Source organism: Paenibacillus sp. FSL H7-0357, assembly GCF_000758525.1.
Taxonomy (GTDB): Bacteria; Bacillota; Bacilli; order Paenibacillales; family Paenibacillaceae; genus Paenibacillus_AQ.
On the sequence record NZ_CP009241.1, the window covers coordinates 2,350,282 to 2,372,165 of the forward strand.

The 21,884-nt window shown below is 46.0% G+C and carries 31 protein-coding genes and 1 pseudogene; 30 read left to right on the forward strand and 2 right to left on the reverse strand.

What is annotated here, in order from left to right:
* Positions 1-193 precede the first annotated feature (193 nt).
* The 5 genes and pseudogenes from yfkAB to H70357_RS10020 form a co-directional block, all read left to right on the forward strand.
* Entirely contained in the window at positions 194-1,330 is a 1,137-nt protein-coding gene (yfkAB, locus tag H70357_RS10000; protein WP_038588582.1) for a radical SAM/CxCxxxxC motif protein YfkAB, read from the forward strand.
* Positions 1,331-1,351: 21 nt separating this feature from the next.
* Positions 1,352-2,710: a hemolysin family protein gene (locus H70357_RS10005; protein ID WP_038599143.1), complete on the forward strand. Its 1,359-nt coding sequence runs from the start codon at positions 1,352-1,354 to the stop codon at positions 2,708-2,710.
* 255 nt (positions 2,711-2,965) lie between these two features.
* Complete coding sequence (locus H70357_RS10010; RefSeq protein WP_038588585.1) at positions 2,966-3,184, forward strand: spore coat associated protein CotJA; 219 nt, start codon at positions 2,966-2,968, stop codon at positions 3,182-3,184.
* 4 nt (positions 3,185-3,188) lie between these two features.
* On the forward strand, positions 3,189-3,455 hold the full coding sequence (locus H70357_RS10015) for a spore coat protein CotJB (protein WP_038588588.1): 267 nt from the start codon (positions 3,189-3,191) through the stop codon (positions 3,453-3,455).
* Positions 3,456-3,517: 62 nt separating this feature from the next.
* Positions 3,518-3,718: pseudogene (locus tag H70357_RS10020) on the forward strand (manganese catalase family protein); the annotation flags it as partial.
* A 25-nt stretch (positions 3,719-3,743) separates the two neighbouring features.
* On the opposite strand, the gene H70357_RS10025 reads toward H70357_RS10020, so the two are convergent.
* Entirely contained in the window at positions 3,744-5,324 is a 1,581-nt protein-coding gene (locus H70357_RS10025) for a recombinase family protein (protein ID WP_038599150.1), read from the reverse strand.
* Between the two features lie 187 nt (positions 5,325-5,511).
* On the opposite strand from H70357_RS10025, the gene H70357_RS10030 reads away from it, so the two are divergent.
* Positions 5,512-5,850 carry a LytTR family transcriptional regulator DNA-binding domain-containing protein gene (locus tag H70357_RS10030; protein ID WP_038588592.1) on the forward strand — a complete coding sequence of 113 codons (339 nt, stop codon included), beginning with the start codon at positions 5,512-5,514 and terminating at the stop codon, positions 5,848-5,850.
* A gap of 626 nt (positions 5,851-6,476) precedes the next feature.
* Here H70357_RS10030 and H70357_RS34260 read toward each other — a convergent pair.
* The gene (locus H70357_RS34260; protein WP_052091949.1) at positions 6,477-7,184 is read right to left on the reverse strand and encodes a helix-turn-helix domain-containing protein; all 708 of its coding nucleotides are present in this window, start codon (positions 7,182-7,184) and stop codon (positions 6,477-6,479) included.
* A 185-nt stretch (positions 7,185-7,369) separates the two neighbouring features.
* On the opposite strand from H70357_RS34260, the gene H70357_RS10045 reads away from it, so the two are divergent.
* From H70357_RS10045 to H70357_RS10165, 24 genes are all read left to right on the forward strand, one after another.
* On the forward strand, positions 7,370-7,639 hold the full coding sequence (locus H70357_RS10045) for a helix-turn-helix domain-containing protein (RefSeq protein ID WP_038588597.1): 270 nt from the start codon (positions 7,370-7,372) through the stop codon (positions 7,637-7,639).
* A 16-nt stretch (positions 7,640-7,655) separates the two neighbouring features.
* Entirely contained in the window at positions 7,656-7,898 is a 243-nt protein-coding gene (locus tag H70357_RS10050) for a hypothetical protein (RefSeq protein ID WP_038588601.1), read from the forward strand.
* Between the two features lie 132 nt (positions 7,899-8,030).
* Positions 8,031-8,546, forward strand: a complete 516-nt coding sequence (locus H70357_RS10055) for a helix-turn-helix domain-containing protein (protein WP_038588606.1) — start codon at positions 8,031-8,033, stop codon at positions 8,544-8,546.
* A 9-nt stretch (positions 8,547-8,555) separates the two neighbouring features.
* On the forward strand, positions 8,556-8,828 hold the full coding sequence (locus tag H70357_RS10060; protein WP_038588609.1) for a hypothetical protein: 273 nt from the start codon (positions 8,556-8,558) through the stop codon (positions 8,826-8,828).
* Positions 8,825-9,040 carry a hypothetical protein gene (locus H70357_RS10065; RefSeq protein WP_038588612.1) on the forward strand — a complete coding sequence of 72 codons (216 nt, stop codon included), beginning with the start codon at positions 8,825-8,827 and terminating at the stop codon, positions 9,038-9,040. Before H70357_RS10060 ends, H70357_RS10065 begins: the two co-directional genes overlap by 4 nt.
* 78 nt (positions 9,041-9,118) lie before the next feature.
* Entirely contained in the window at positions 9,119-9,421 is a 303-nt protein-coding gene (locus H70357_RS10070; RefSeq protein ID WP_038588615.1) for a hypothetical protein, read from the forward strand.
* Between the two features lie 220 nt (positions 9,422-9,641).
* Positions 9,642-10,613: a hypothetical protein gene (locus tag H70357_RS34265; RefSeq protein ID WP_052091950.1), complete on the forward strand. Its 972-nt coding sequence runs from the start codon at positions 9,642-9,644 to the stop codon at positions 10,611-10,613.
* A complete protein-coding gene (locus H70357_RS10085) occupies positions 10,591-10,944 on the forward strand; it encodes a replicative helicase loader/inhibitor (protein ID WP_038588621.1) in 354 nt (117 codons plus the stop codon). Before H70357_RS34265 ends, H70357_RS10085 begins: the two co-directional genes overlap by 23 nt.
* Entirely contained in the window at positions 10,907-12,259 is a 1,353-nt protein-coding gene (gene dnaB, locus H70357_RS10090) for a replicative DNA helicase (RefSeq protein WP_038588624.1), read from the forward strand. The genes H70357_RS10085 and dnaB overlap by 38 nt, the downstream gene beginning before the upstream one ends.
* Positions 12,260-12,303: 44 nt before the next feature.
* Positions 12,304-12,861, forward strand: a complete 558-nt coding sequence (locus H70357_RS10095) for a hypothetical protein (RefSeq protein WP_038588627.1) — start codon at positions 12,304-12,306, stop codon at positions 12,859-12,861.
* Positions 12,862-12,900: 39 nt separating this feature from the next.
* Positions 12,901-13,104, forward strand: coding sequence for a hypothetical protein (locus tag H70357_RS10100; RefSeq protein WP_038588630.1), 204 nt, complete (start codon positions 12,901-12,903; stop codon positions 13,102-13,104).
* A 45-nt stretch (positions 13,105-13,149) separates the two neighbouring features.
* Positions 13,150-13,554, forward strand: a complete 405-nt coding sequence (locus H70357_RS36255) for a hypothetical protein (RefSeq protein ID WP_197073674.1) — start codon at positions 13,150-13,152, stop codon at positions 13,552-13,554.
* 254 nt (positions 13,555-13,808) lie between these two features.
* On the forward strand, positions 13,809-14,003 hold the full coding sequence (locus H70357_RS10110) for a hypothetical protein (protein WP_038588633.1): 195 nt from the start codon (positions 13,809-13,811) through the stop codon (positions 14,001-14,003).
* Between the two features lie 30 nt (positions 14,004-14,033).
* Positions 14,034-14,336, forward strand: coding sequence for a hypothetical protein (locus tag H70357_RS10115; protein WP_038588636.1), 303 nt, complete (start codon positions 14,034-14,036; stop codon positions 14,334-14,336).
* A gap of 2 nt (positions 14,337-14,338) precedes the next feature.
* Positions 14,339-14,548 carry a hypothetical protein gene (locus tag H70357_RS10120; RefSeq protein WP_038588639.1) on the forward strand — a complete coding sequence of 70 codons (210 nt, stop codon included), beginning with the start codon at positions 14,339-14,341 and terminating at the stop codon, positions 14,546-14,548.
* A 97-nt stretch (positions 14,549-14,645) separates the two neighbouring features.
* The gene (locus H70357_RS10125; RefSeq protein ID WP_038588642.1) at positions 14,646-15,023 is read left to right on the forward strand and encodes a hypothetical protein; all 378 of its coding nucleotides are present in this window, start codon (positions 14,646-14,648) and stop codon (positions 15,021-15,023) included.
* Positions 15,024-15,448: 425 nt separating this feature from the next.
* Positions 15,449-15,964 (forward strand): tyrosine-type recombinase/integrase, encoded by a 516-nt coding sequence (locus tag H70357_RS10130; protein WP_269322566.1) that lies wholly within the window; start codon positions 15,449-15,451, stop codon positions 15,962-15,964.
* Positions 15,965-16,205: 241 nt separating this feature from the next.
* Complete coding sequence (terS, locus tag H70357_RS10135; protein WP_038588645.1) at positions 16,206-16,955, forward strand: phage terminase small subunit; 750 nt, start codon at positions 16,206-16,208, stop codon at positions 16,953-16,955.
* A complete protein-coding gene (locus tag H70357_RS10140) occupies positions 16,955-17,638 on the forward strand; it encodes an HNH endonuclease signature motif containing protein (protein ID WP_038588647.1) in 684 nt (227 codons plus the stop codon). The genes terS and H70357_RS10140 overlap by 1 nt, the downstream gene beginning before the upstream one ends.
* 14 nt (positions 17,639-17,652) lie before the next feature.
* Entirely contained in the window at positions 17,653-17,838 is a 186-nt protein-coding gene (locus H70357_RS10145; protein ID WP_038588650.1) for a hypothetical protein, read from the forward strand.
* A gap of 84 nt (positions 17,839-17,922) precedes the next feature.
* Positions 17,923-18,252, forward strand: a complete 330-nt coding sequence (locus H70357_RS10150) for a hypothetical protein (protein WP_038588652.1) — start codon at positions 17,923-17,925, stop codon at positions 18,250-18,252.
* Entirely contained in the window at positions 18,249-19,958 is a 1,710-nt protein-coding gene (locus H70357_RS10155; RefSeq protein WP_038588655.1) for a terminase large subunit, read from the forward strand. Before H70357_RS10150 ends, H70357_RS10155 begins: the two co-directional genes overlap by 4 nt.
* 25 nt (positions 19,959-19,983) lie before the next feature.
* Positions 19,984-21,243, forward strand: a complete 1,260-nt coding sequence (locus H70357_RS10160) for a phage portal protein (protein ID WP_038588658.1) — start codon at positions 19,984-19,986, stop codon at positions 21,241-21,243.
* A complete protein-coding gene (locus H70357_RS10165; protein WP_052091952.1) occupies positions 21,230-21,868 on the forward strand; it encodes an HK97 family phage prohead protease in 639 nt (212 codons plus the stop codon). Before H70357_RS10160 ends, H70357_RS10165 begins: the two co-directional genes overlap by 14 nt.
* The last annotated feature ends 16 nt before the right edge of the window (positions 21,869-21,884 follow it).

A 21,884-nucleotide genomic window follows, 5' to 3' on the forward strand; every position in this document is an offset into this window, starting at 1 on the left:
TTTTATACTCTTCCTAAGGAAAGGTTCCCCGGGCCGCAACAAATGGATCTGGCAATTACACCGCTTGGAGCGGCATAATTGCCAGAAAGTGCAGTTTTTTTGCTGCTCGTGGTATGATATAGGTTAAGTCAACGTTCTTTTTGATTTATTTTGGGTTAATAATAAGGAATACGCACTAAAGGAGCAATAAGAAATGAGTATATTAGAACCATCCTCCACAACTGTCCGTGAACTGTCGCCGAGCTTCGATCCATGGGATCCGATTACTTCACTGCGCAAGCATGGACGGCATGTATTGACCAGTGTGGAGATGACGGTTACCAATCTATGCAACATGCGATGTGAACATTGTGCGGTTGGCGACAGCCTGACGATGAAAGAAGGAGAAATGCTGCCTCTGAAGAATATGCTGGACCGCCTGGAGCAGGTAGAACATCTGCAAACGATCAGTATTACCGGCGGGGAGCCGATGTTCCGCGCATCGACTGTAGAGAATATCATCGTGCCGCTGCTGAAATATGCCCGTGAGCGGGGCATACGTTCGCAGATCAACTCCAATCTGACTATGCCCTACGCCCGTTACGAGCAACTGCTGCCGTATCTGGACGTGATGCATATTTCATTCAATTATGTGAACGGAGACGACTTCCATGAGGTAGGCTTCGCCAACAGCGGTCATCCGGTGTCACGTGAAGCGGCGTATCGTTTATATGACACGATGCTTGAGAATTCACGGCGGCTCAGTGAAGACGGTATGCTGATCTCAGCAGAATCTATGATTAACTACCGTACACACACCAAGCTGCCTGAAATTCATAAGCTGATTGGCGATATGGGTGCAAGACGGCATGAGGTGCATCCGATGTACGCTTCCAGCTTTGCCTCTTCGCTCCCTGTGCTGTCTCTGAAGGAAATGGGTGATGCCATTCATTCCCTGCTGGATCACCGCGATCCGGAGATGTGGATGCTGTTTGGCACTCTGCCGTTTTTTGCCTGCAGCTTCCTGGAACAGGATCAGAAGCTGCTGCGCAGATTGCGTACCGAGAAGAATGTGACGCTGCGCAATGATCCGGACGGAAGAAACCGTGTGAATGTAAATTTATTTACAGGTGATGTCTTTGTCACGGATTTTGCCGATATTTCTGCCTTTGGCAACATCAGTACCAGCAAGCTGGATGACATTTTCGCCGAGTGGCAGACTAAGCATCCGCTTAATCAGAAAGTGAATTGCCACTGTGATGAAGCTGGCTGCTGCGGGCCCAACCTTTTGGTGGCCGATATGTATTATCCAGAGGTAGATTTCAAATCAAGGAAAGCGATCACTCTGTAGAAACGAGGCGTTGTTATAGTGGTGCATACGGAATTTGACATAGGAAGATTGCTGCTTAATCTTTTGCTGGTTCTGGTGCTTGTATTGTTGAATGGTATATTTGTAGCGGCGGAGTTCTCGCTGGTAAAGGTCAGACAGTCCCGTCTGACCCAGCTTGTCAGTGAAGGCAACAAGATGGCTGGATACGCGCTGAAGGTCAACAAAAAGCTCGATTCCTACCTGTCAGCGACCCAGTTCGGTATTACCCTCGCCTCATTGGGTCTAGGCTGGGTCGGTGAGCCGGCCATCTCAGAGCTGCTGGTTGAACCGCTAATGTTTCAGCTCGGCGTCACCGACCATACACTGATTTCCACTGTGTCTGTCGTTGTCGGGTTTTCCATTATTACATTTTTACATATTGTGCTGGGTGAGCTTGCTCCAAAGTCCCTGGCGATTCAAAAAACTGAAGGCTCCGCGCTGCTGCTCTCTGCACCGCTAATGTTCTTCTATAACCTGTTTCTGCCCTTTATCTGGGTGCTGAATGCATCCGCCAATGCTCTTCTTAGACTGGTGGGGGTTGAACCGGCCAGTGAAGCCGAGGCGGCTCACTCGGAAGAGGAAATCCGGATTCTGATGAATCAGAGCGCCAAGAGCGGTGTCATTGATAAAGACGAGATGAAGCTGATGGATAACATTTTTGAATTCTCCGATTTGCTGGCCCGTGAAGTTATGCTTCCGCGTACCGATATGGATGTGCTCTATAGCAATCTTACACTGGAAGAGAATATGCGGATCATTACGGAGACGAAACATTCGCGTTATCCGGTTGCCAACGAGGATAAGGACCGGATTATCGGCTTCATCCACATTACCGACCTGTTGTTCGCACCTTTAGAACAGCAGAATGATCTGGCTTCACTGGTCCGCCCGATTCTGAACGTACCGGAGTCGATGGAGATCAGCCATGCACTGCGCCTGATGCAGAAGAACAAAGCCCAGCTTACGCTGGTTGTCGATGAATACGGCGGTACAGCCGGACTTCTGACCGCTGAGGAGATTCTTGAAGAAATTGTCGGCGATCTGCATGATGAATTCGAGGATGAGCGTCCGAGCGTCGAGCGCAATGGAGATTATATCTCAGTTGAGGGCCGGATGCTGATTGAGGATGTCAACGATCTTACGGGTGTGATTATTGAGGATGATGAGGTCGATTCCATCGGCGGCTGGCTGTTCAAAGAGCTGGAGGGTAATCCGTCCAAGGGTAAGCGGATTGTTGTGGGCGATGTTACCTTTGAAGTAGAAGAATCCACCCGGCTGCGGATTACAAGAATCAATATCCACCGGGAAAAGCCACTTGTCAATGAAGAGGATGATACCGGGACGGATGAAGAAAAGGAATAAGCTTATATAATATTGCCGGTTCAATACAGCCGGATAGTTTAATAACCGTACCTTTACATGGAGAATTCCTTCTCTTTGTAAAGGTGCGGTTTTTTTGCGTGGGCGTTCTGATTCCACCCCAGCCAGTCATAAATTAGTTACGAGGAGATGTGCGTTCAGAAGAAAAGTAAATCAAGCAAATCCTTCGAAGCGTGGATTGTACGAAGCTGAATCAAGGAAGTATTTGCTAACAAAACTTTGAGGAGGGTGTATCTATTGAACTCCGAGGAACGTGTATGGACACCGTATAGGGGACCATTTGACCCTTGTCCGCCGGTGCCGTTCAAAACGTATGTTGTGCCGCCCAACCAATTTATTGCTTTTCAGCCCCCGGGATTGCCGCAGTTTCCGTTACCTGAAGCACTGAGGGCGGGTACACTTTGGCCTGCCCTGTTCAGTCCGTATGAATCCAAAGCCGGCAAAGGAGGAATTTAGGACGATGGAAGCAAATCCTTGCGAGCCCCGTTACTATGAAATGCTGGAGCAGCTGCAGGTTCTGGATTTTGCCCTGGTGGAGCTTAACCTGTATCTGGATACCCATCCCGAGGACTTAAGAGCGATTGAACAGTTCAATCAGCTGACTCAGGAGCGCACCCGGCTGGCCAATCAATTTCAGGAGCTGTACGGCCCGCTGCAGAACTTTGGCCGCGCCTACTCCAAATGTCCGTGGGAATGGAGCCAGAGCCCTTGGCCTTGGCAGGTATAGCGGCACGCTGGCCCCGGCGAAGCGGCTAGGCGAATAAAACTATAAGGAGGGTTCGTTCCCGAATGTGGATATATGAAAAAAAACTGCAGTACCCGGTACGTGTCGGCAAATGCGATGTGCGGATGGCGCGGTATTTGATGGAGCAATATGGAGGCGCGGACGGGGAGCTGGCGGCAGCGCTTCGTTATATGAATCAGAGATATGCGATTCCCGATAAGGTTATCGGCGTACTCACGGATATTTCAACGGAGGAATCAGCGCATTGAGGTTATCAGTTATGAAAAAACCTCAATGCTCCGGTAGTTTTGGATATAATTTTAGATCGAATTTCCGCATCGTTTCCGGTTTTGACCAATGGCCCCTTTTTTCTTTACTGTATACCGCGCCTTGCAGCACTGATTTTAACAGTGTATTACGTTCTGCTGCATCCTCTATAGAATAGTACGTATCAAGTACATACTCCGCTAGTGGTATAATTCCATCTTTTGCCTCTTTACGATTTTTCTCCAGATTTAAATCATCATTCGCAACAGATAATCCCCTTTCAGCATCGGCAATTCTTTCAGATAAGTTTTGTGATCGCTCCATAAATACATCAATACTATAAACGCCACGTTCCAAAAGATCATGCAAAGCACTGGACTGCTTCCGTAATTCACTTAGATTTTTCTCCGAATCTTTAACAATTTGAGATTTTGCATTTAGTAGTTCTTCGGTATCCTCTGTCTCAACGGGCATATTGTTGTCCCATTTGGCCTTATACTGATTGATCCATATCCGCAGGCCTTCAAGGATGCGTTCTTCGACGAGTGAGAACAATGAGCTAACTTGCTTACATAATGGTGTTACACATATGAGGGATGGTTCAGCCTCACGCGAATATGGACGGCGAACCATCAAGCGTCCGCATAATGAACACCTAACAAGACCGGCTAAAGAGCTGGTTATCACTCCAGTAGGGGCAGGGGCATGATATCTACCCTTTAGTATTCTATGAGCTAATTCCCATGTTTCCTTATTGATTATAGCTTCATGCTTGCCTGGAACTCTAATCCATTGAGCTTCTGATACTTCAGAACGTGTTTTTAGCAACTTTCCATCTTTGCGAGATTTCTTCACAGGACGACGGTTCCATACAATATCCCCGACATATACTGGATTCTGCAAAATTCCACTGATTGTAGCAACCGTCCATAGTGATCCTTTTGCAGTTGGAACACCAAGGAGATTGAGCTTCTTTGCAATGTTACCCATTCCCATATTTTGAGTTGTATACATATCATAAATCATTTTAACGATTGGAGCCTGTTCAGGATGGGGCATTAGGCTATATGACTTGTCCTCTAACCGTATTTTACTATAACCATATGGAGGAACATTCCCGATGTAGTTACCATCTTTGACGGATTGAATCCGTCCGGCTTGCTGCCTACGGTTGATAGTTTTGTACTCTCGCCGAGACATGAATAATCCGAATTCAAAATATTCTTCATCGAATTCATTGTCAGGATCATAGACTTTAACAGGTGTGATAATCTTTGTGCCGCTATATTTAAAGGCTTGTGCAACAAACCCTTGATCCATAGTGTCACCCCTGGCAAGTCGTTCTATTTCCATGACCAGAATTCCCGCCCATTTACCATCTTCAACATCCTGAAGCAGTTGTTGCATTTCTGGCCGATCCGCTACCCTCTCGCCTGATACGATTTCTTTATACTCCTTTGATACATTAATATTCATTTTTTTAGCCAATGCAAGCAGCGCCGTCTGATGCTTCTTTAGGGTTTCTCCTTCGCCCCGAGCTTCAGCATCTATATCCGCACGGGATTTGCGTAAATAAAGAGCGTATTCTTCATACGAATTGTTCATGTTCAAATTGGCTACCTCCCAATGACTTCTAACACTATGTGATTATTTTATAGCAGATGGAAGTCAAACACCATAGCGTCATAAGTGGGACTATACGGAAAATTGTTCCACTTATTACAACAAGATTTTTTACTCTGATACCTCTACTATTGATACAACGTCATGATTATCAGAGGGGATTAAGGGTATGGAGATAATAGGAGTAAAAATTGAGGGCAGAACAGGAGAGGAAGCTGACTTCGTGATATTCCCGATTCATTCAGTGAATTACATCTCGATGTTTAGTATTGGCAAATCAGCAGAACCACTTCCTGCCTTTCATACTACCAATGGATCATATGTACCGATTGTAACTCTCCGAGATCTTTCAGTAGCTTTAAAGCAGTTCGGTTTTACTTACTATGATAAATCAACTTTGGTCAATAAGAATCGCATTAAAGGTCGAAAAAGAGACAAAGGTGTCTTAATTGTGACGTTTGTCGATAATTCAGAAATTGCCGTTGCAGGGCGAAGCCGCTATAGATAAATAAACGCTGCAATTGAACCCCCTTGAGTTGTGAATAGGAAACGACATTATATGACATAAAAGTCGCTGCACCACATGTATAATATAAGAACAGACGGTTTACTGCAGTTTTTACTTCAAGAAATCTTGAAGTTCACGCCGGATCGGGAGGAATTACCTCCGCGTCTCCTTAGAATTTTTAGCAGGAACAGCCACTTCACGCCAATGATACAACATATCGCAGTTAGGCAACTTTAAAGCTTCGCTTATTGTCTTTGCAGTTGCATATCCCATGGTAGTGCGATTGTGTGCATAATCGGATAACTGACTTTCGGGATATCCAGTGATGATATGTAAATCTCTTTGGCTAATCCCAGTTTCCTTATAAAATTCCAGAAGTCGACAACGATCCGGTATATACCGCATCGCCTTACTCCTTTTCTATTTAATTACATTAGTCTCCTCGTTTACGAACGTTAGTTCCTATGTTAAGATGAACTAAATAATTCACCATGAACTGGAAGGTGACTCCTATGGACGATAGAGAGTACATAATACAATTAATTACAGAAGCCGAACCTGAAGAAATAAATTTATTAGCTGATTATCTAAGATCGAAGGAAAGAGAATCAAAGAATGCATCAAAATTATTTAATAAATCGTTTGACTAATATTTTTAAATCTGGAAGGTCTTCTTCTGAGGCTTGCTTTATCATTTCAATTAGATCTTTTCTGTTTTTAGATGTTTCATCATCTTCGTATTGTTGCTTCTTTTCTTTGATGTCAGATATGTTATTATAAGCATTCAAATCAACCCTTGCTGAATAATTCGTATTTGCTGCATAGAACTCTTCAAGTCTTTTCGTTATTCTATTTGACAGAAACTCAGAAGCACCAAATGGATTGGATCTAATGAGGTCTTCATCAATTTCAATGTCAGTAAAATAACTAAGGGTACTTAACATATTATTTAGCAAATCTTCCTCTATAACCTCAGTAGTTAGAAACCTATTTTTAAAATCCCTTATTGCATCTAATGCAGATAAACAATGAAATTGTAAAGATTCATTTTTTAGCATACGATGAGAAGCGTTGTACTCAATGAGGCCCTCCTTTATTTCCTCGGGGGCCTTTTCTATGTGCCCAGCCAGTAGTAAAGCGTCAGTATCTCCTCCAGTGACTTCAGCAAGTGCTCTGGTTACATCTTCAGAAGCAGGGGGCTTGTTTCCATTTTTTAGTTTACTGATATAGGAGCGATCAATTTTAATATTTTTATTCGAAAGTCTAATTGCAATTTCCCCTAAACTCAATCCACTTTCTTCAATGTATTTTGACAACAATTCAGAATATTTCACCCTCACTCCTACCTTTCATTTCAAAATCTCAATCTCAATCATATATAGTGTTGACTTTAAAAACAACGATTTGACTATTAAGTGCCAAAAAAGTGTTGACAAGAAAGTCACACGTTGGTACTATGTAGTCAACAGATCAAGTGACTTAGAAGTCACTGGTGATTAAATAGTCAAGGAGGCGCCAAATGAACCGTTATACAAAATTATTAAGGAAGCTTATTCATGATTCGAATCTTTCATTGTCTCAGATTTCTAAACTACTTCAACAAAAAGGCCTTAAAACTGAAAAGTCTTATCTGAGCAAATTGCAAAACGGGAAGTTATCACCAGCAAGTGACCAAATGAATAAAGCATTAGCTGAAGTATTATCATCTGATCCTGTCGAGTTAATGGCAGCTGCCTACCGCGAAAAGATACCACCTGAAGTACTGAAACGACTTTGCACCTCAGCATAGACAGGAGGTAGATACAATGGCTGTCCCACTCAATGAGCTGCATACACATAGATCAAGAGGTGATGCGGCAGTGAGCACTAAAAACACACTACCAGAAGGAAATGTAGTTAAAACCGTTTGGATCGGGGAAAGCAAAATCGAATTCTGTGATGATTTTGTAGCCCGAACACCAGAAGCTATCGCACAAGTAGAACGAGAGTTTCACTTGGCAGGTTGGAACATTGTTAAGAAGCTCCGCAAACAAGGCATTTATATATAACAAATCCCGCCGTGCATAATCGCAGCGGCGGGCGGGGAATGGCATCGGCAAGGGGAATTGCTTGGTTTAATCATACATCATGCCTCTGTCCAATAGCATCCCCATAACTTGGACAAAAAGGAAGGATATTAGGTGGCAATTGGACATTTTCCTACAGCCCTACAAGATGTGATGAAACGTCAGGGCTACACATTAGCACAGGTTGGCAGAGCAGCAAATATTGACGGTTCCCAGGTTGGGAAAATCGTTAAGGGTACGCGAAAGGCATCCGAGCCGGTCATGAGAGCCGCAGCTGAGCATTATGACGATGGACAGTTGTTCCTCGCGGCCGCAGCCGAAGTGACCGGGGGAGCTTTTACCCCATGGCTGGACAACGTAGACCTACATAGAGCAAGTGTCCTATTTAAAACCATAGAGGAAATGCAGGAAGTGCTTGATGCTTCTAAACAAGCTGCAATCAGCAAAACGAATGAGCAGATTAACGAAACCGAGCGCCAACAGATTAAGCGTCTGCTAATGGAAACGGTGGAAGCAATCACGGCGCTGAGTCACTTAGCCGCAGCAATTTGCAAGGAGTATTCGTTCAGTTGGTTGGGGACCTGGAAGGAACATCGGGCTGAGTTGAAGCTTAAAAACTATGTGAAATGAGGTAGAGGGATGGAAAGAACAGCGTTGGTTGCCGAAGCGGTAGCAACCGGGAAGACTGCTCCATACAATTTGCGAGTGATCCGCAAACAGCCGGACAAGATGTTGCCGGGGAAAGTCAAAAATGCAGAAGTTTATCTGAACACCATGATCCGCATAGCAAAAGCAGAAATGAAAAACGACCGCCGGTCAGGGCAGTCGCAGTTGAGATTCCGTCTAAAGAGCCTCATTGTGTCCATTTTAACCTTAGACCGAGCGGAGCGCAAGGGGGGGCAAGCGGTATGATGGACTATGAGTTTTATTATCGCCATAATTTGAATACTTTTGGCGAGTACAAAGATGCATACAAAAATAAATTTGAAGCAAGGTCTATGAGCAGCAGATTTTTTGTTCTTAAGGTCAATCGTATTTTTGAGAGAACAGAAACATCGGATGAAGAGAAATTGACTGAAATTAGAGCTATGAACGACGCTTTCAACGATAGCTTTCCCGCCTGATGAGGCCTGAGGGATACAGGCCGAAACCCCGCAAGGGGTCGCGGATATCCGCAAATTTGCTGAAAGGGGAAAGGCATAATGATTCCAGATCATTTGTTGCAGGATCGTTACTGGCGGGGGCTGATTTACATTTTCACGAAACATGCAAAACTTAGTCATTTTCTTACACCGGAATTTGTTGATTTTGAAGAATTGTCCGTTCACGTTGACAAGCTCAAGAAAGTTTCCAAGGGATGGAGTACTTCTGAAAAGTTCATGCTTGCAGTTGCATTGCACTTGTTCAATGGACGAAACAAGTTTGACATGTCAGAGGCTGACCGCCTGGACGACAGAAACACCGAGATTCTAATACATGCCCTACGGCTGCGTTACGCGATGTAAGGGGGCGGGGAATATGCTCGTACTCAAAGGCGACACCGTTAGGACTAGCTCCGGCCTGTCCGGTGAGATCACAGATACATGGGGTTTAGCTCGACCTTGGGCTAAGCTCCGGCAGGAAGATGGTAATTTAGCCTTTATCCTCCGAACGGATGTGACTGAGATATTAAAGCGACCGCCGGTTAAGAGGGGAAAACGATGATAAGGCAGCAGAGGTGAGAATATGCCCGCAGATAGCTTTCCCTTTCCAATGTTCTCGGGGCTGCTGACGCCGGATCACTGTAAAAAAATTGGCTCAGCATTATGGCTGTTTGTCTGGTGCATTAGCTCCACTACCGCCGAAGTCGAAGACGATGGAACCGTTTGGGGGATTGTCCTTGGTGGCAAGCCGATGAAACTATCTGAAATCGGCGCGAACTTCGGGGTAAAAGACAAAACAGTCAGTAGGTGGATCAGTGATCTGCAGGATCATGGATACCTTCATATCACCAGAGCGCCCCGAGGTTTGATTATCAAGGTCAAACATTCGAAAAAAGGGCTTTTAAAGCGATCAGACAAAAATGTCCGATCATCAGAAAGTGATCAGACAATTTTGTCCGATCAGTCGGACAGTGATCAGACATATTTGTTCGTTCATAGCGAAGGTGATCAGACAAAAATGTCCGATCATGGGCCGGAATTGGGTAGTGATCAGACAAAAATGTCCGATGCAAAAGATATTATTACTACTACTACTATTACTAAATTAGAAAAAGAGTGGTGGGAAGAAGAACCGAATCAAAACCCACCCGCCGACGATGGTTATCTTGCCATCTTGGATGCTTATTGCAAAATGCACTCAAAATTCGATATACACGTCTCAACTGCTGAACGACATGCCATGGGTCAGATAGTCGCCGGAGGGATTACGGCCCCTTTTACTATCCAAACTATGGAAACCATGTATAAGGCGAAGCAGGCCAAGCAAGCCCGAGACAATGAACCTTTTGAGCAGCCAAACAGCTTTGCTTATTACGTAAAAGGCATTGAGGAAGCTTGGCGGAAGTCCCAGGGTGGCAGCAAATCTTCTAGAAAGCCTAAAACTCCGGCAGCTCAGTCAGAGCCGCCGCGCAAAACTAAGCAGCAGCAGGAACTTGAAGACCTGAAGCGTCGAGCAAAGGAGGCTAAGGAGCTTGAAGAGAGCACAAGTTATTGACTTGCTTATTAAGCTCAAAGAGGAATATGCACATCAGATCGACACTAGCGATCCTGAGATAGACAGGCTTTATGAACACCTGAAGGATTTCCCTTTTGATGTGGCAGTTGAAAACGTTCGGAAGCACATTCAGACCAATTCCTTCCCACCAAAAATTAGCCAGATTCGCGGCAAGGTGGGCGACCTTCGAGAAATAGAGCAGCAGAAGAAGGAGACGGCCGAATACTTGGCCCTAAGAGATGCAGAGCGCACCAATGTGGTACTGCCGCCTGCAGGATGGAAGGAGTCACTTTATGCAAAGCTCGGAATTAATACGCGAACTACCGAATAGCCCGGCGGCAGAAGCAACGGTTCTCGGTGCAATCCTTATTGACAAAACAGGGGATGCCGCAGAGATTGCGTCCAGTCTACAGCCTGACACATTCTTTAATCCGGCACATCAGCAGATATTCAAGGCCATTCTTGAACTGCACAGAGAAGATGATCCTATCGAGCTTCCGGCGCTTGTGAATGAGCTAAACCGCATGAAGCAGTTGGAGAAGATCGGAGGGGTTAGCTATCTGGCTAAATTAGCTCATGCAGTTCCGACAGCGGCAAATATTGGCTATTACATCGGCGTTCTCGAGGACAAGCACACTTTGCGCAAGGCAATTTATGCGGCTGAACGGCAGATGAAACAGGCGTACGAAAGTGACGATGCCGGGCTGGTTGTTAACAGTATGTTGAACGAAGCAGCTGCTTTATCGGATCAGGCTTCCTCTGACGATGATTTCCAGCCAATAAAAAAGGTGCTGTTCAAGGTAATCGAATCAACGGAAGAACGTTGCGAAAACGTAAAGAACGGCATTACAACGGGGCTTTATACCGGATACACGGATTTAGATGGTATGCTGGCTGGCTTGCATAAAGGTGATCTAATTATAGTCGCTGCCCGTCCATCCGTAGGCAAGACGGCGTTCGCGCTTAACATCGCTCAGAACGTGGCAGTCAAAACCAAGGAAACTGTCGCAGTGTTCAGCCTTGAAATGTCGGCCCCGCAGCTAGTACAGCGCATGGTTAGCGCTGAAGTTAATCTGGATGCCAACGCAATGCGGACAGGTGAAATGAAGGCTCATGATTGGGATAAGATGGCCGGGGCTGCTTCCATTCTTGGCGAAGCTAATATCTTCATTGCAGATCCGGGTGTTATCACTGTTCAGGAGATACGCACGCGCTGCCGCCGATTGAAGAAGAGCCAAGGTCTTGGGCTGATTGTTATTGATTATCTGCAATTGATTCAGGGCCGGGGCAAAAGCGGCGATAACCGCCAGCAGGAAGTATCCGAAATCTCGCGGACGCTGAAGCAAATTGCCCGGGAACTGGACGTGCCGGTGATTGCACTTTCCCAGCTCAGCCGGGGAGTGGAGCAGCGCCAGGACAAGCGCCCGATGATGAGCGACCTTCGCGAGTCTGGAGCTATTGAGCAGGATGCGGATGTTGTGGCCTTCCTTTACCGGGATGATTACTACAACGCCGATTCGGAGAAAAAGAACATCATCGAAATTATCATTTCCAAGCAGCGTAATGGCCCGGTAGGAACCGTTGAACTGGTGTTCCTGAAGCAATTTAATAAATTTGTCAATTATGAACGGTCGCATGCTTCATGAAGCAGTGCGAAGTAAACGCACATAGAAGGGTAGTGAGAAATCGAATGAAGGATACCAAAATATTAATTCCTGAAATTCCGAAGGAATGGACGGAGCGTATTCGTTCCGGTAATACGAATGTCTTTAGAAGAGATGAATTTCCGGAAATTCGCCTTGAACCTCCAATCATAGGCCTCTACGCTGAAAAATTCGATGATGCTTGGTACTGGGTATGTGGGTGCCACAAATGCCTGGGTAACGGAAAACCCTACTCTTATATTATCTGCTATGAACATGACAGATGCGTGACCTGCGGTACACATCGAACTGAGCTGAACGAAATACCCTGGGGTAGACCGGACGGATTTCAGTGTAAGCCATGCGCAGAGAGGGAGCATGAAGAATATAAACGCGAGGCTCTCGAAGAAGCTCGGGAACGAGGTCATTCTGAGAATGACTGCTGGTACACGGCAGATGTTCTTTGCCCGGTGTGCGGATCGGAATGTTCTGATGATGGTATGCATGACAGCAGGCAGCACGAAGTTACCTGTAATGTCTGTGACACAGAATTCATTGTAGAAGTGGAGTACGAGGCAAGGTATACATCCAGGCTGAAAGAGTAATGTCGCAGTAGACGCATATAGCGAAGGAGTGAAAGTAAAGTGACCTTTAAAATTCTTAAAGAACAGAAGTACTTTCTTAATATTGGAGTGAAACGTCCTGAAGGATTCACTGGAATTATGACATCCAGTGAGCATATTGCAATATACAAAGGGAAAAGGGAAGACGGAACTTTCATCTTTGATGAAAATGGTTCTGAATTACTGGTAAATCCAAGCGATATCAGAGGTATATCAAATTTCTGAGTTTTATTGAACAGTTCGAAAAGAAAAGCGAAGGAGGAATAAATCATGTCTGTAATTGATGTGAGGTATGTAGGGACGACAACTGACGTTTTTACGGAAGGAAAGATATATGAGCGAGCTTTACTTATCACTGACGGTAGTCTCATCGTCGTTAACGATCAGCGTAAATCAATTGATTTTGAAGCTGGGGACTGGGAAAGCCTGTTTGTAAAGTTGGGAGTACACGGGAGTGTGGTTCGCAGAGAAGGACTCTATAACAAGTATCAGGTCTTCAACCGCAAAAGCGGACAGGAAGCAGAGGGTCAGTACTTTGTGCTTAAGCCCGAAAGTGATTATGCTGCCCGAGTTGCGCTAATGGCTTATGCGGAAGCTGCCGACAACCCGCAGCTGACTATGGATATCACGGTATGGTTAACTGGCCTGCCTCCTCTTGGCAGCAAATCAAAGTAGTGCGCAGTACGAAGATACCTATCAATAAGAAGTGGAGGCGGACGAATTGAAAGTCGGGGAAACCAGAAAATTCGGTTATCGAGTAAATTGCTTCATCATCAACGAACTTGCCAGGGTCATCAGTACACATAAAGTTTCTTCGGGCCTCAAGGTTGTAGAAGTCGAGTTCAGAAATGGTAAGGTACGGAAATATTCACGGCAACATCTGCCGAATGATTGAGCAGCACGAAGAAACAATGAAGGAGTGAAGGATAATGAATAAAAATCAAATTGGTTGCGTGGAACATGCTTTGAGAAATCAAAATCGGTTCTATGCTTCAGCAGACGACAAAGACTGGAATGACCTTGTCAACAAAGGGTATGCAACCAAGCACCCAGGCTGGGAAGATAGCATGGCATATTTCCGAGTAACAGGTAGCGGTAAAAAGGCCATGAGTGAAGCTGATTAGCGAATGAATCTGTGAAGGAGGGATTCCCTGATGAGCACACTGTCCCCTATTCATCCACAGGCTGTGCAGATGATCAACAAGGCACTTGCCGATGTAATCCGCAGAGGCAGAAAGTTCGAGCGCATGAAACTCTATGTATGTCCTCGTTCTGAATTGGCTCAGCGTTCAACAATAAAGACAGCGTTTGGAGATTTGCGGATCTGCACAAGTGAGTACCTGTCAAAAGGCTATTCTTATATAAGAGAAGATTTGATCGCCGAAGAGATAGGTTTTGCCTGGGTCTCCTATCCAAAAACGGCGAATATTACAGATAATCGAAGAAAGGAGGCATAAGGGTGATCATCAAGACAGTGAAAAATGTCAATTCACCAGCTGGCTGCATTGTTTCCGGGGTTTCCTTCCGGGCGCAGCGTGAACGCGGTGGTTACAGCATAACATTCGGGGAATTCAGAGGTCAGTACATCCCTGAATCATCTGCAATCATACTAAGTGATGTTGTATTGAATGAAGACGGAAAGATTCCGCGAGGTCAAAAGTATGCTTAATGAACATGCAAAGACCCCCTAATCCTTGGCCGGGCCGGGGGTCAATAAACAGTAATTTCTACCTCAACCCATTATAACACAAAGGGGATTGAGGGGAATGGCAATGGTATGGGAGCAAGGGGAATTGTTTCCGAGTGCGAATAAGGCGGATATCGTGGCTACCAAAATGCTACTTCGTAAATATCCCAAAATGGCAGGTATCGTTAATGACTTAAAAGGTAGAAGCGAGCTTACGGCAGAAGAAGCAGCCACGTTGAAAAAATGGACTCCGATCATTCTGAATATCGAGTTAGCGATTAAGGCCATAACGGATGCTGAAATTAGAGAAATCATGAAATATCGCTTCGTTGACCTACATCCACGCAAAGCAGCAGTGATTAAATGGTCTGCCTTCACCGGGCGCTCGCTGGATCGGAAGATTCTGGAGGGAACGGAATCGGTAGCCGGTACTCTGAAACTACTCGGTATCATCTAAAACGTGTCTGTATTGCGTCTGTAACATGTCTGTTTTGGGTCTGTTTTACGTCAACATTGCGTCTGTATATTGGAATTAAAGTAGGGACATAGGACGGAAACATCGTCCGGGTGTCCCTACTGCCCCTTATCGCGGTAGGACTCTTCAGAGCTGAGCAGTGTTGATGCCCGTTGTGATAACAACGAATTTAGTGGCGGAGCTGATAGCACTTGGTGCGGCGGTCTGTTCGGGGGAATGAGAGTTATAATATCACTCTCAACGCGCTCCGCCTGGGCGCGCTATGAGCACTAAAAAGGGTGCAAATACGGGCTAATATATCAAAATTTAACTAAGGTCGCTCTCGGGCGGCTTTTTTGCTGTCCATGAATGCGGGTGGTGATATGAAGACTGTTCAGCCGATCCGAGACGATCGGATCATAGAAGGGATGAAGCATTATTTTCGGAGTCGTAGTATGCGGAATTACCTGTTCTTCTGTATCGGGATATACTCCGGCCTTCGTGTCTCTGACTTGCTCACAATCACAGTAAGAGAAGCCAGATACAATTATATAAACAAGGTGGAGAAGAAGAATGGGCACAGCAAAAGATTTGTTGTTCATCCTAGTATTCGCTCTGATTTGGATACATTCATTGCTGATAAGGCGGATGACGAATATTTGTTTGCAAGCAGACAAAGGAAAACGATAAGTCAGCTCAAGCAGCAACCGATAGACCGCTCAACGGCCTATCGCTTTCTTAATGAGGCAGCAAGGAAGTTTGGTCTTGAGGAGTTTGGCAATCACACGCTTCGAAAAACGTGGGGATATCGACTATATCAACAAGATGAGCGAAATCTCGCGTTACTAATTGATGCATTCGGACATAGCGATATGAGGGTTACATTGCGCTATATAGGCCTGACACAAGACCTTTTAGACCGTGCAACCATGAGAATGCGTTGATTCTACCGCACCACAATTCAACGTGTGTCGCACTCAGTAAAAAGAGGCCGGATGCATTATATGAAGGAACAGAAAAAAATGGTGGATGCTCTACTGCACCAGAATTCCTTTATGGTTCACTCAAAGCCTGTTTTTGAGGGGTTTAGCAGCAGCAGCCTTTAGGTCGCTAAAGTAACGAATGTAAATAACTGTTAAAAGTGTACTGTTCAAACACGAATGATGTGCGGAGGTGTTGTAATGAGTGAGTAGGGGCCGCAGTGAGAACCGTGACAAAGCATTTCGGATGTGGGAGAAAAGCGGTAGAACGCTTCCGCTGGTAGAGATTGCAAAGCGCTTGGGTATCGCTTCATCGCTGGTGCGTAAGTGGAAACATGAAGATGCATGGGAGGCGCGGCCAAGTCGGAAACGCGGCGGTCAGCCGGGGAATACGAATGCCGTGGGCAATAAGGGTGGTGCTGCTCCGCCAGGTAATTCAAACGCCTGGAAGAATGGGAACTATGAATCCATGTGGATGAGTCAGATTGCGGCTGAGCATAAGCTGCAGCTCATGAAGATGGAAACAGACCCGCGTGAAATCCTGCTGAATGAAGTCAGGCTGCTTGAGTTCCGCGAATACATGCTAATGAAGAACATGAAGGATATCGAGGCCGGAGAAGATCGGCTCAGCATAGAACGGAAATATCAATTCTATGAAGAGGATGATGTTGAAGCAGGCGGAGCAGAGATGCTGCGCTTCGTGAATGATGTTCCTGAGTTCCAGCCGGTCAAGGTTGTGAAGAAGCAGATTGTTGAAGAGAAGACCAAGGAGCCGCAGAAGATGGAGCGCATCTTGCAAATACATGGCGCTTTAACGGCGGTTCAGGGCCGGAAGCTCAGGTGCATTGCTCTACTGGATCAATTCGACCGCAACGAGCTGACGACCGACGAGCTGCGGCTTAAGGTTGAACGCATGCAGCTTGAAGTGAATAAACTCAGATCGGAGGCGTGGTGATGGCACGGCATGCAATACTGCAGGCGTTTTACACATCGGAAGTATGGCGCTTGTTCCGGCTTACCTTAATAGGAGAGCGCGGCAATGGTTGCCAGCGCTGCGGCCGGATCATCGCCAAATCCGTTGATATCATTGGTCACCACAAGATTGAGCTAACGCCTGAGAATGTCAACGACCATTCAATCAGCCTTAACCCGGATTTGGTTGAGCTCATCTGTTATGACTGCCATAACCAGGAGCATAAACGGTTTGGATACCAAAACAGGAAAGAAGTCTTCTTAGTCTACGGCCCGCCGTTGTCCGGTCTGTTGGAGCTTGTGCGGCAGCAGATGAGCCGGGGCGATCTGATCGTTAACATGGACATGCTGTACTCGGCGCTGTCCGGCCTGCCTGATTATGACAAGCCCGATGCACTGTTCTCCAATGTGATCGGTGTTCAGAACTTCCTTATCGACAACATCAAGACGAGGCTGGGCAAGTGGGGCACAGCTTGGATTGTCGGCGGATTCCCTGAGAAGTTCAAGCGTGATCGGCTGGCCGAAGAGACTGGTGCGGAACTGATCTACTGTCCAGTAAGCCGGGAGGATTGCCTTGCAAGGCTGGAGAGCAATGAGGCGCTGCAGTATCGGAAGGATGAATGGCGCGGGTACATTGAGAAATGGTTTGAACAATACCGTGAATGAAGGAGGTTTACTATATGGCAGAGGTATGGGTTCAGTTTAGCAGAACGACTGAAGAGGCAAGTGAATCAACCGAATACACCATCCGGGAAATTACGGAAGAAGCAGCGATCAATTTTGTTAATGACTTAATCAAATCCAATGAACCAATCATGGATACTGGAATTTTTTATCTCGATGGTACCCCCCCTGAAAAAGTTTAAAAAAAATATTTTGGGAACCGTAGAGGGGACACAATTTTGGTGTAAACCCAAAAATTTTGAATTTGGATTGAGGTGTTGAAATCTATGGAAAAATCGGAGGTCTACAGCCAAGAGTTGGCGAAGTTGCAGGACATCTTTGCTGATGTTGATCCTTCAAAGGCTCAGCTTGTTGAGGGTCTGCTGGAGGATGCGGCGTTCCTGAAGGCTGAAAACACCGTTCTGAAGAAGGCTCTTAAGATAACGGGAATGGTGAAGATCCATCCGACAAACCCGGATCTACAGAAGCCGGTTGAGGCAGCTCGGCAATACCTGAAGAACGTCAACTCCTATTCGGTCATTATTAAGACGCTGAACAGCATCTTGAACAAGAACATCATAGATGAAGAAGACGATGATATGAAGGAATTTGAATGAGTGCGCCGTTTGCATCATGGCTGCATGAGTACATGTCACTATGCCGAAGCGGTGAAATATTAGTCGGGCAGGAGCTGCTGCAAACGTTCGATATTTTAGACGAACACCTGCGAGATCCCAACATCCGATTTGAACCGGAAGATGGAAACAAACGAATTAAATTTATTGAAGAGAAGTGCCGTCACTTTGAAGCGCCTTATGCGGGAAAGCCGTTCAAATTGGTATTGTTCCAGAAGGCGTTTATCACAGCTTTACATGCTTTCAAGATATTCGAAGAGGAAATTCAGCGCTGGGTACGTCTTTTCCAAGACGTACTATTTGTCGTGGGCCGGAAGAATGGCAAAACACCGTTAATCGGGGCCATGAATCTGGCTGAGTTCTTCTGCGGGCCAGAGGGCATCAAGATTCTTTGCTCCAGCAATGACTATGAGCAGGCTTCACTTATGTTTGATGCCATTAATGCCATGCGGGAAGAGAGTCCATCCCTTGAAAAGGTGACACGCAAAAACCTAACCGGCATTTACTTCGGAAACCCGAAACGCCGGAAGAAGAATAGTAAATTCAGCTACCGGAATAAGGGCCACATCAAGAAGATATCCGCCAAAACAGGTGCGAAGGAAGGCCGGAATATCGCGGTGGGCGCTGCGGATGAAGTCCATGAAATGAAGGACAACAGCGGCGTGATGCCGATCCGCCAATCCTTATCCACCCAGGATGAACCATTGTACTATGAGCTAACAACTGAGGGATTCACCAATGATGGATATCTGGACGGCAGGATGGTAGAGGCTCGACAGGTGCTGAGCCGGGAATTGCATCGCCCGCGCTGGCTGGTGTGGATGTACACACAGGACAGCGAACAGGAAGTATGGCAGGATGAGCGCACTTGGGTGAAGAGCAATCCGGGGCTTGGCACAATCAAGAAATGGAGCTTCCTTCGCGGGATGATGGAAGAGTCCAAGACCAACAAGGCTACTCGTATTTTTGTGTTGGCAAAGGACTTTAACATCAAACAAAACAACGCAGCTGCTTGGCTGACTATGGATGATATCGTCAACTCCAAGGATCAAACATTTGACCTGGAGGAAATGCGTGGGCGCGTAGCTATCGGCGGGGTGGATCTTTCCAAGTCTGGCGACTTGGCTTGTGCAAGAGCGTTGTTCCTAAAGGATGGTAAGAAATTTACGGTTTCGCAATACTTCATTCCAGAGTCGAAGTTGTCTAATCTTTCGAAAGAGGATTTAGAGAAGTACAAAGAATGGATTCGTCAGGACAGAATTACGGTGAGTCCAGGGAATGAAAATGATTTCCGTTTGGTTAGCGCCTGGTTCGTGAAGCTGGTCAAGGATTACGGGATTCGCTTCTTGAAGATCGGCTATGATAAGTGGTCCGCCGTTTATTGGGTGAAGGAGATGGAAGAGTACGGATTTGACATGGTTAGAGTCGCCCAGGATTGGGCACCGATGTCGGAGCCGATGAAGCTCGTTGAGGCAGACTTAAAAAGCGATCTGATTCATTACAACAATGACGGCCTGGATAGATGGTGTTTGGAAAACACGGCGATCACAGTCAATTCCAAGATGGAGCAAATGCCAATCAAGGTGCAAGGGAAAGAGGACAGGAAAATTGATGGAGCGGTTACCCTAATTGTTTCTTATCGGGTGTACATCGACAATCGCAGTGATTTCCTTCGCCTCTGCGCTTAGGGATTGGAGGAAGGAGGACAACAATGTGGCGTTAATTGATAGTTTGAAAGGGATTGTTACAAAATCGAAGGAATTCATCAGAGCCAAAATGTTGAGTGGTTACATGCCTGTCTTCAGTCGGTTCGGAAATGATATCTACGCTTCAGACGTGGTGCAAAACTGTATTGATATTATTGCAACAGAAATCAGTAAGCTTCAGCCGAGGCATATCCGTACTGACAACAATGGCATCCAGACAACACCGCGCGGAAATCTGAACAGACTTTTCAAATTTGGGCCAAACGAGTTAATGACGACAAAAGATTTCTTGGAAAAGATCGTTTGGCTACTCTTTATGAATTTCAATGTGTTCGTTTATCCGGTCTATACAGTACAACGGCGCGAAGATGGTTCAGAAAGTCGGAGTTTTTCTGCGATGTATCCGCTCAATCCCTATCAGGTTGATTTCCTTCAAGATCCTGTTGGCGGTTTGTATGTGAAAATGTTTTTTTCTTCGGGCGAGAACTTTACGGTTCCTTACTCTGATGTGATTCATATCAGAAAGCGGTATTCAATGAATGAAATCATGGGCGGGGGGCTGAACGGTCAGCCAGATAATGAGGCGCTGCTGAAGATCCTGCGGATCAATGACACCGTGCTGCAAGGAATCGAAAAAGGCATCAAGACAAGCATGTCCATACGGGGAGTGCTAAAGATTGCAACCATGATGGATGATGATACGCAGCGTAAGGAGCGGGAGAGATTTGAAAAGCTAATGGCTTCAGGTGATTCCGGCATACTCCCGATTGACTTAAAGGGAGATTTCACGCCTGTGTCCATTGATCCGAAGATGGTGGATAAAGATACGATGGACTTTCTTAAAACTAGCGTTCAGGAATGGTTCGGTGTTTCTTTACCTATGCTTGCCCGTGATTACAATGATGAGCAGTATCAGGCTTTCTACGAAAGCACCTTAGAACCTATTTTAATCGGACTCAGTCAAGCCTTTTCAAAAACGATCTTCAGCCCCCGGGAGCTTGATATGGGGAATGAGATCGTTTTTTATCAGCGGGACATGATGTACCTCAGTACAGCGGCCAAGCTTGAATTGATCAAGACGGCAGGGGAGCAGGGGCTACTCAATGATAATCAAAAGCTGGCTCTGCTCGGTTACCCTCCACTCCCGGATGGCAACCGAATTACGCAGAGCCTTAACTATGTGGATCGAGCCATCATCAACATCTATCAGTTGAACGGAACGAAGCCCCAACCTACTAAGGCGGTGAAAGAAGATGCAGAAGAATAAGCTTCCGGTTATGCATGAGCCGGAGCGCCGGGCGTTTGTTATGAATGATCTTCGGACAGATCCGGCAGGGAATATCATGGAAGGACATGCAGCCGTGTTTGATCAAGCAACCGTTATCGGAGGCTGGTTCAAGGAAATCATTGAGCGCGGAGCATTCGACAAAACCGATTTTAAGGATGTGATCATGAGCGTCAATCATGACCTGAAGCGGATTCCATTGGCTCGAAGCCGGAATAACAATGCAAATTCCACACTTCAACTTCAAGTGGATGAGCAGGGGCTGAATACGAGGGCTGAACTGGATGTTGAGAACAACATGGAGGCTAAAGCTTTATACAGCGCAGTTGGGCGAGGGGACATTTCTGGAATGTCCTTTATTTTTACTGTACGGGACGAAACCTGGGAGGGGCTTGATACAGAACTTCCCACCCGCCGCATTAAAGACATTGGCCGAGTGATTGAAATCTCTGCGGTATCCTTCCCGGCTTATGACGGGACTGATATAAATGCTCGTGACCAGCAGGCACTGGATAGCGCCCGCGCCGCACTGGAGAGTGCGAGGTCTGGACTGGATAGTTCATTGAGCGATTTGGATTTGGCAAAAGAGAAATTGAAATTCATCTAATTAACTGGAGGTTATC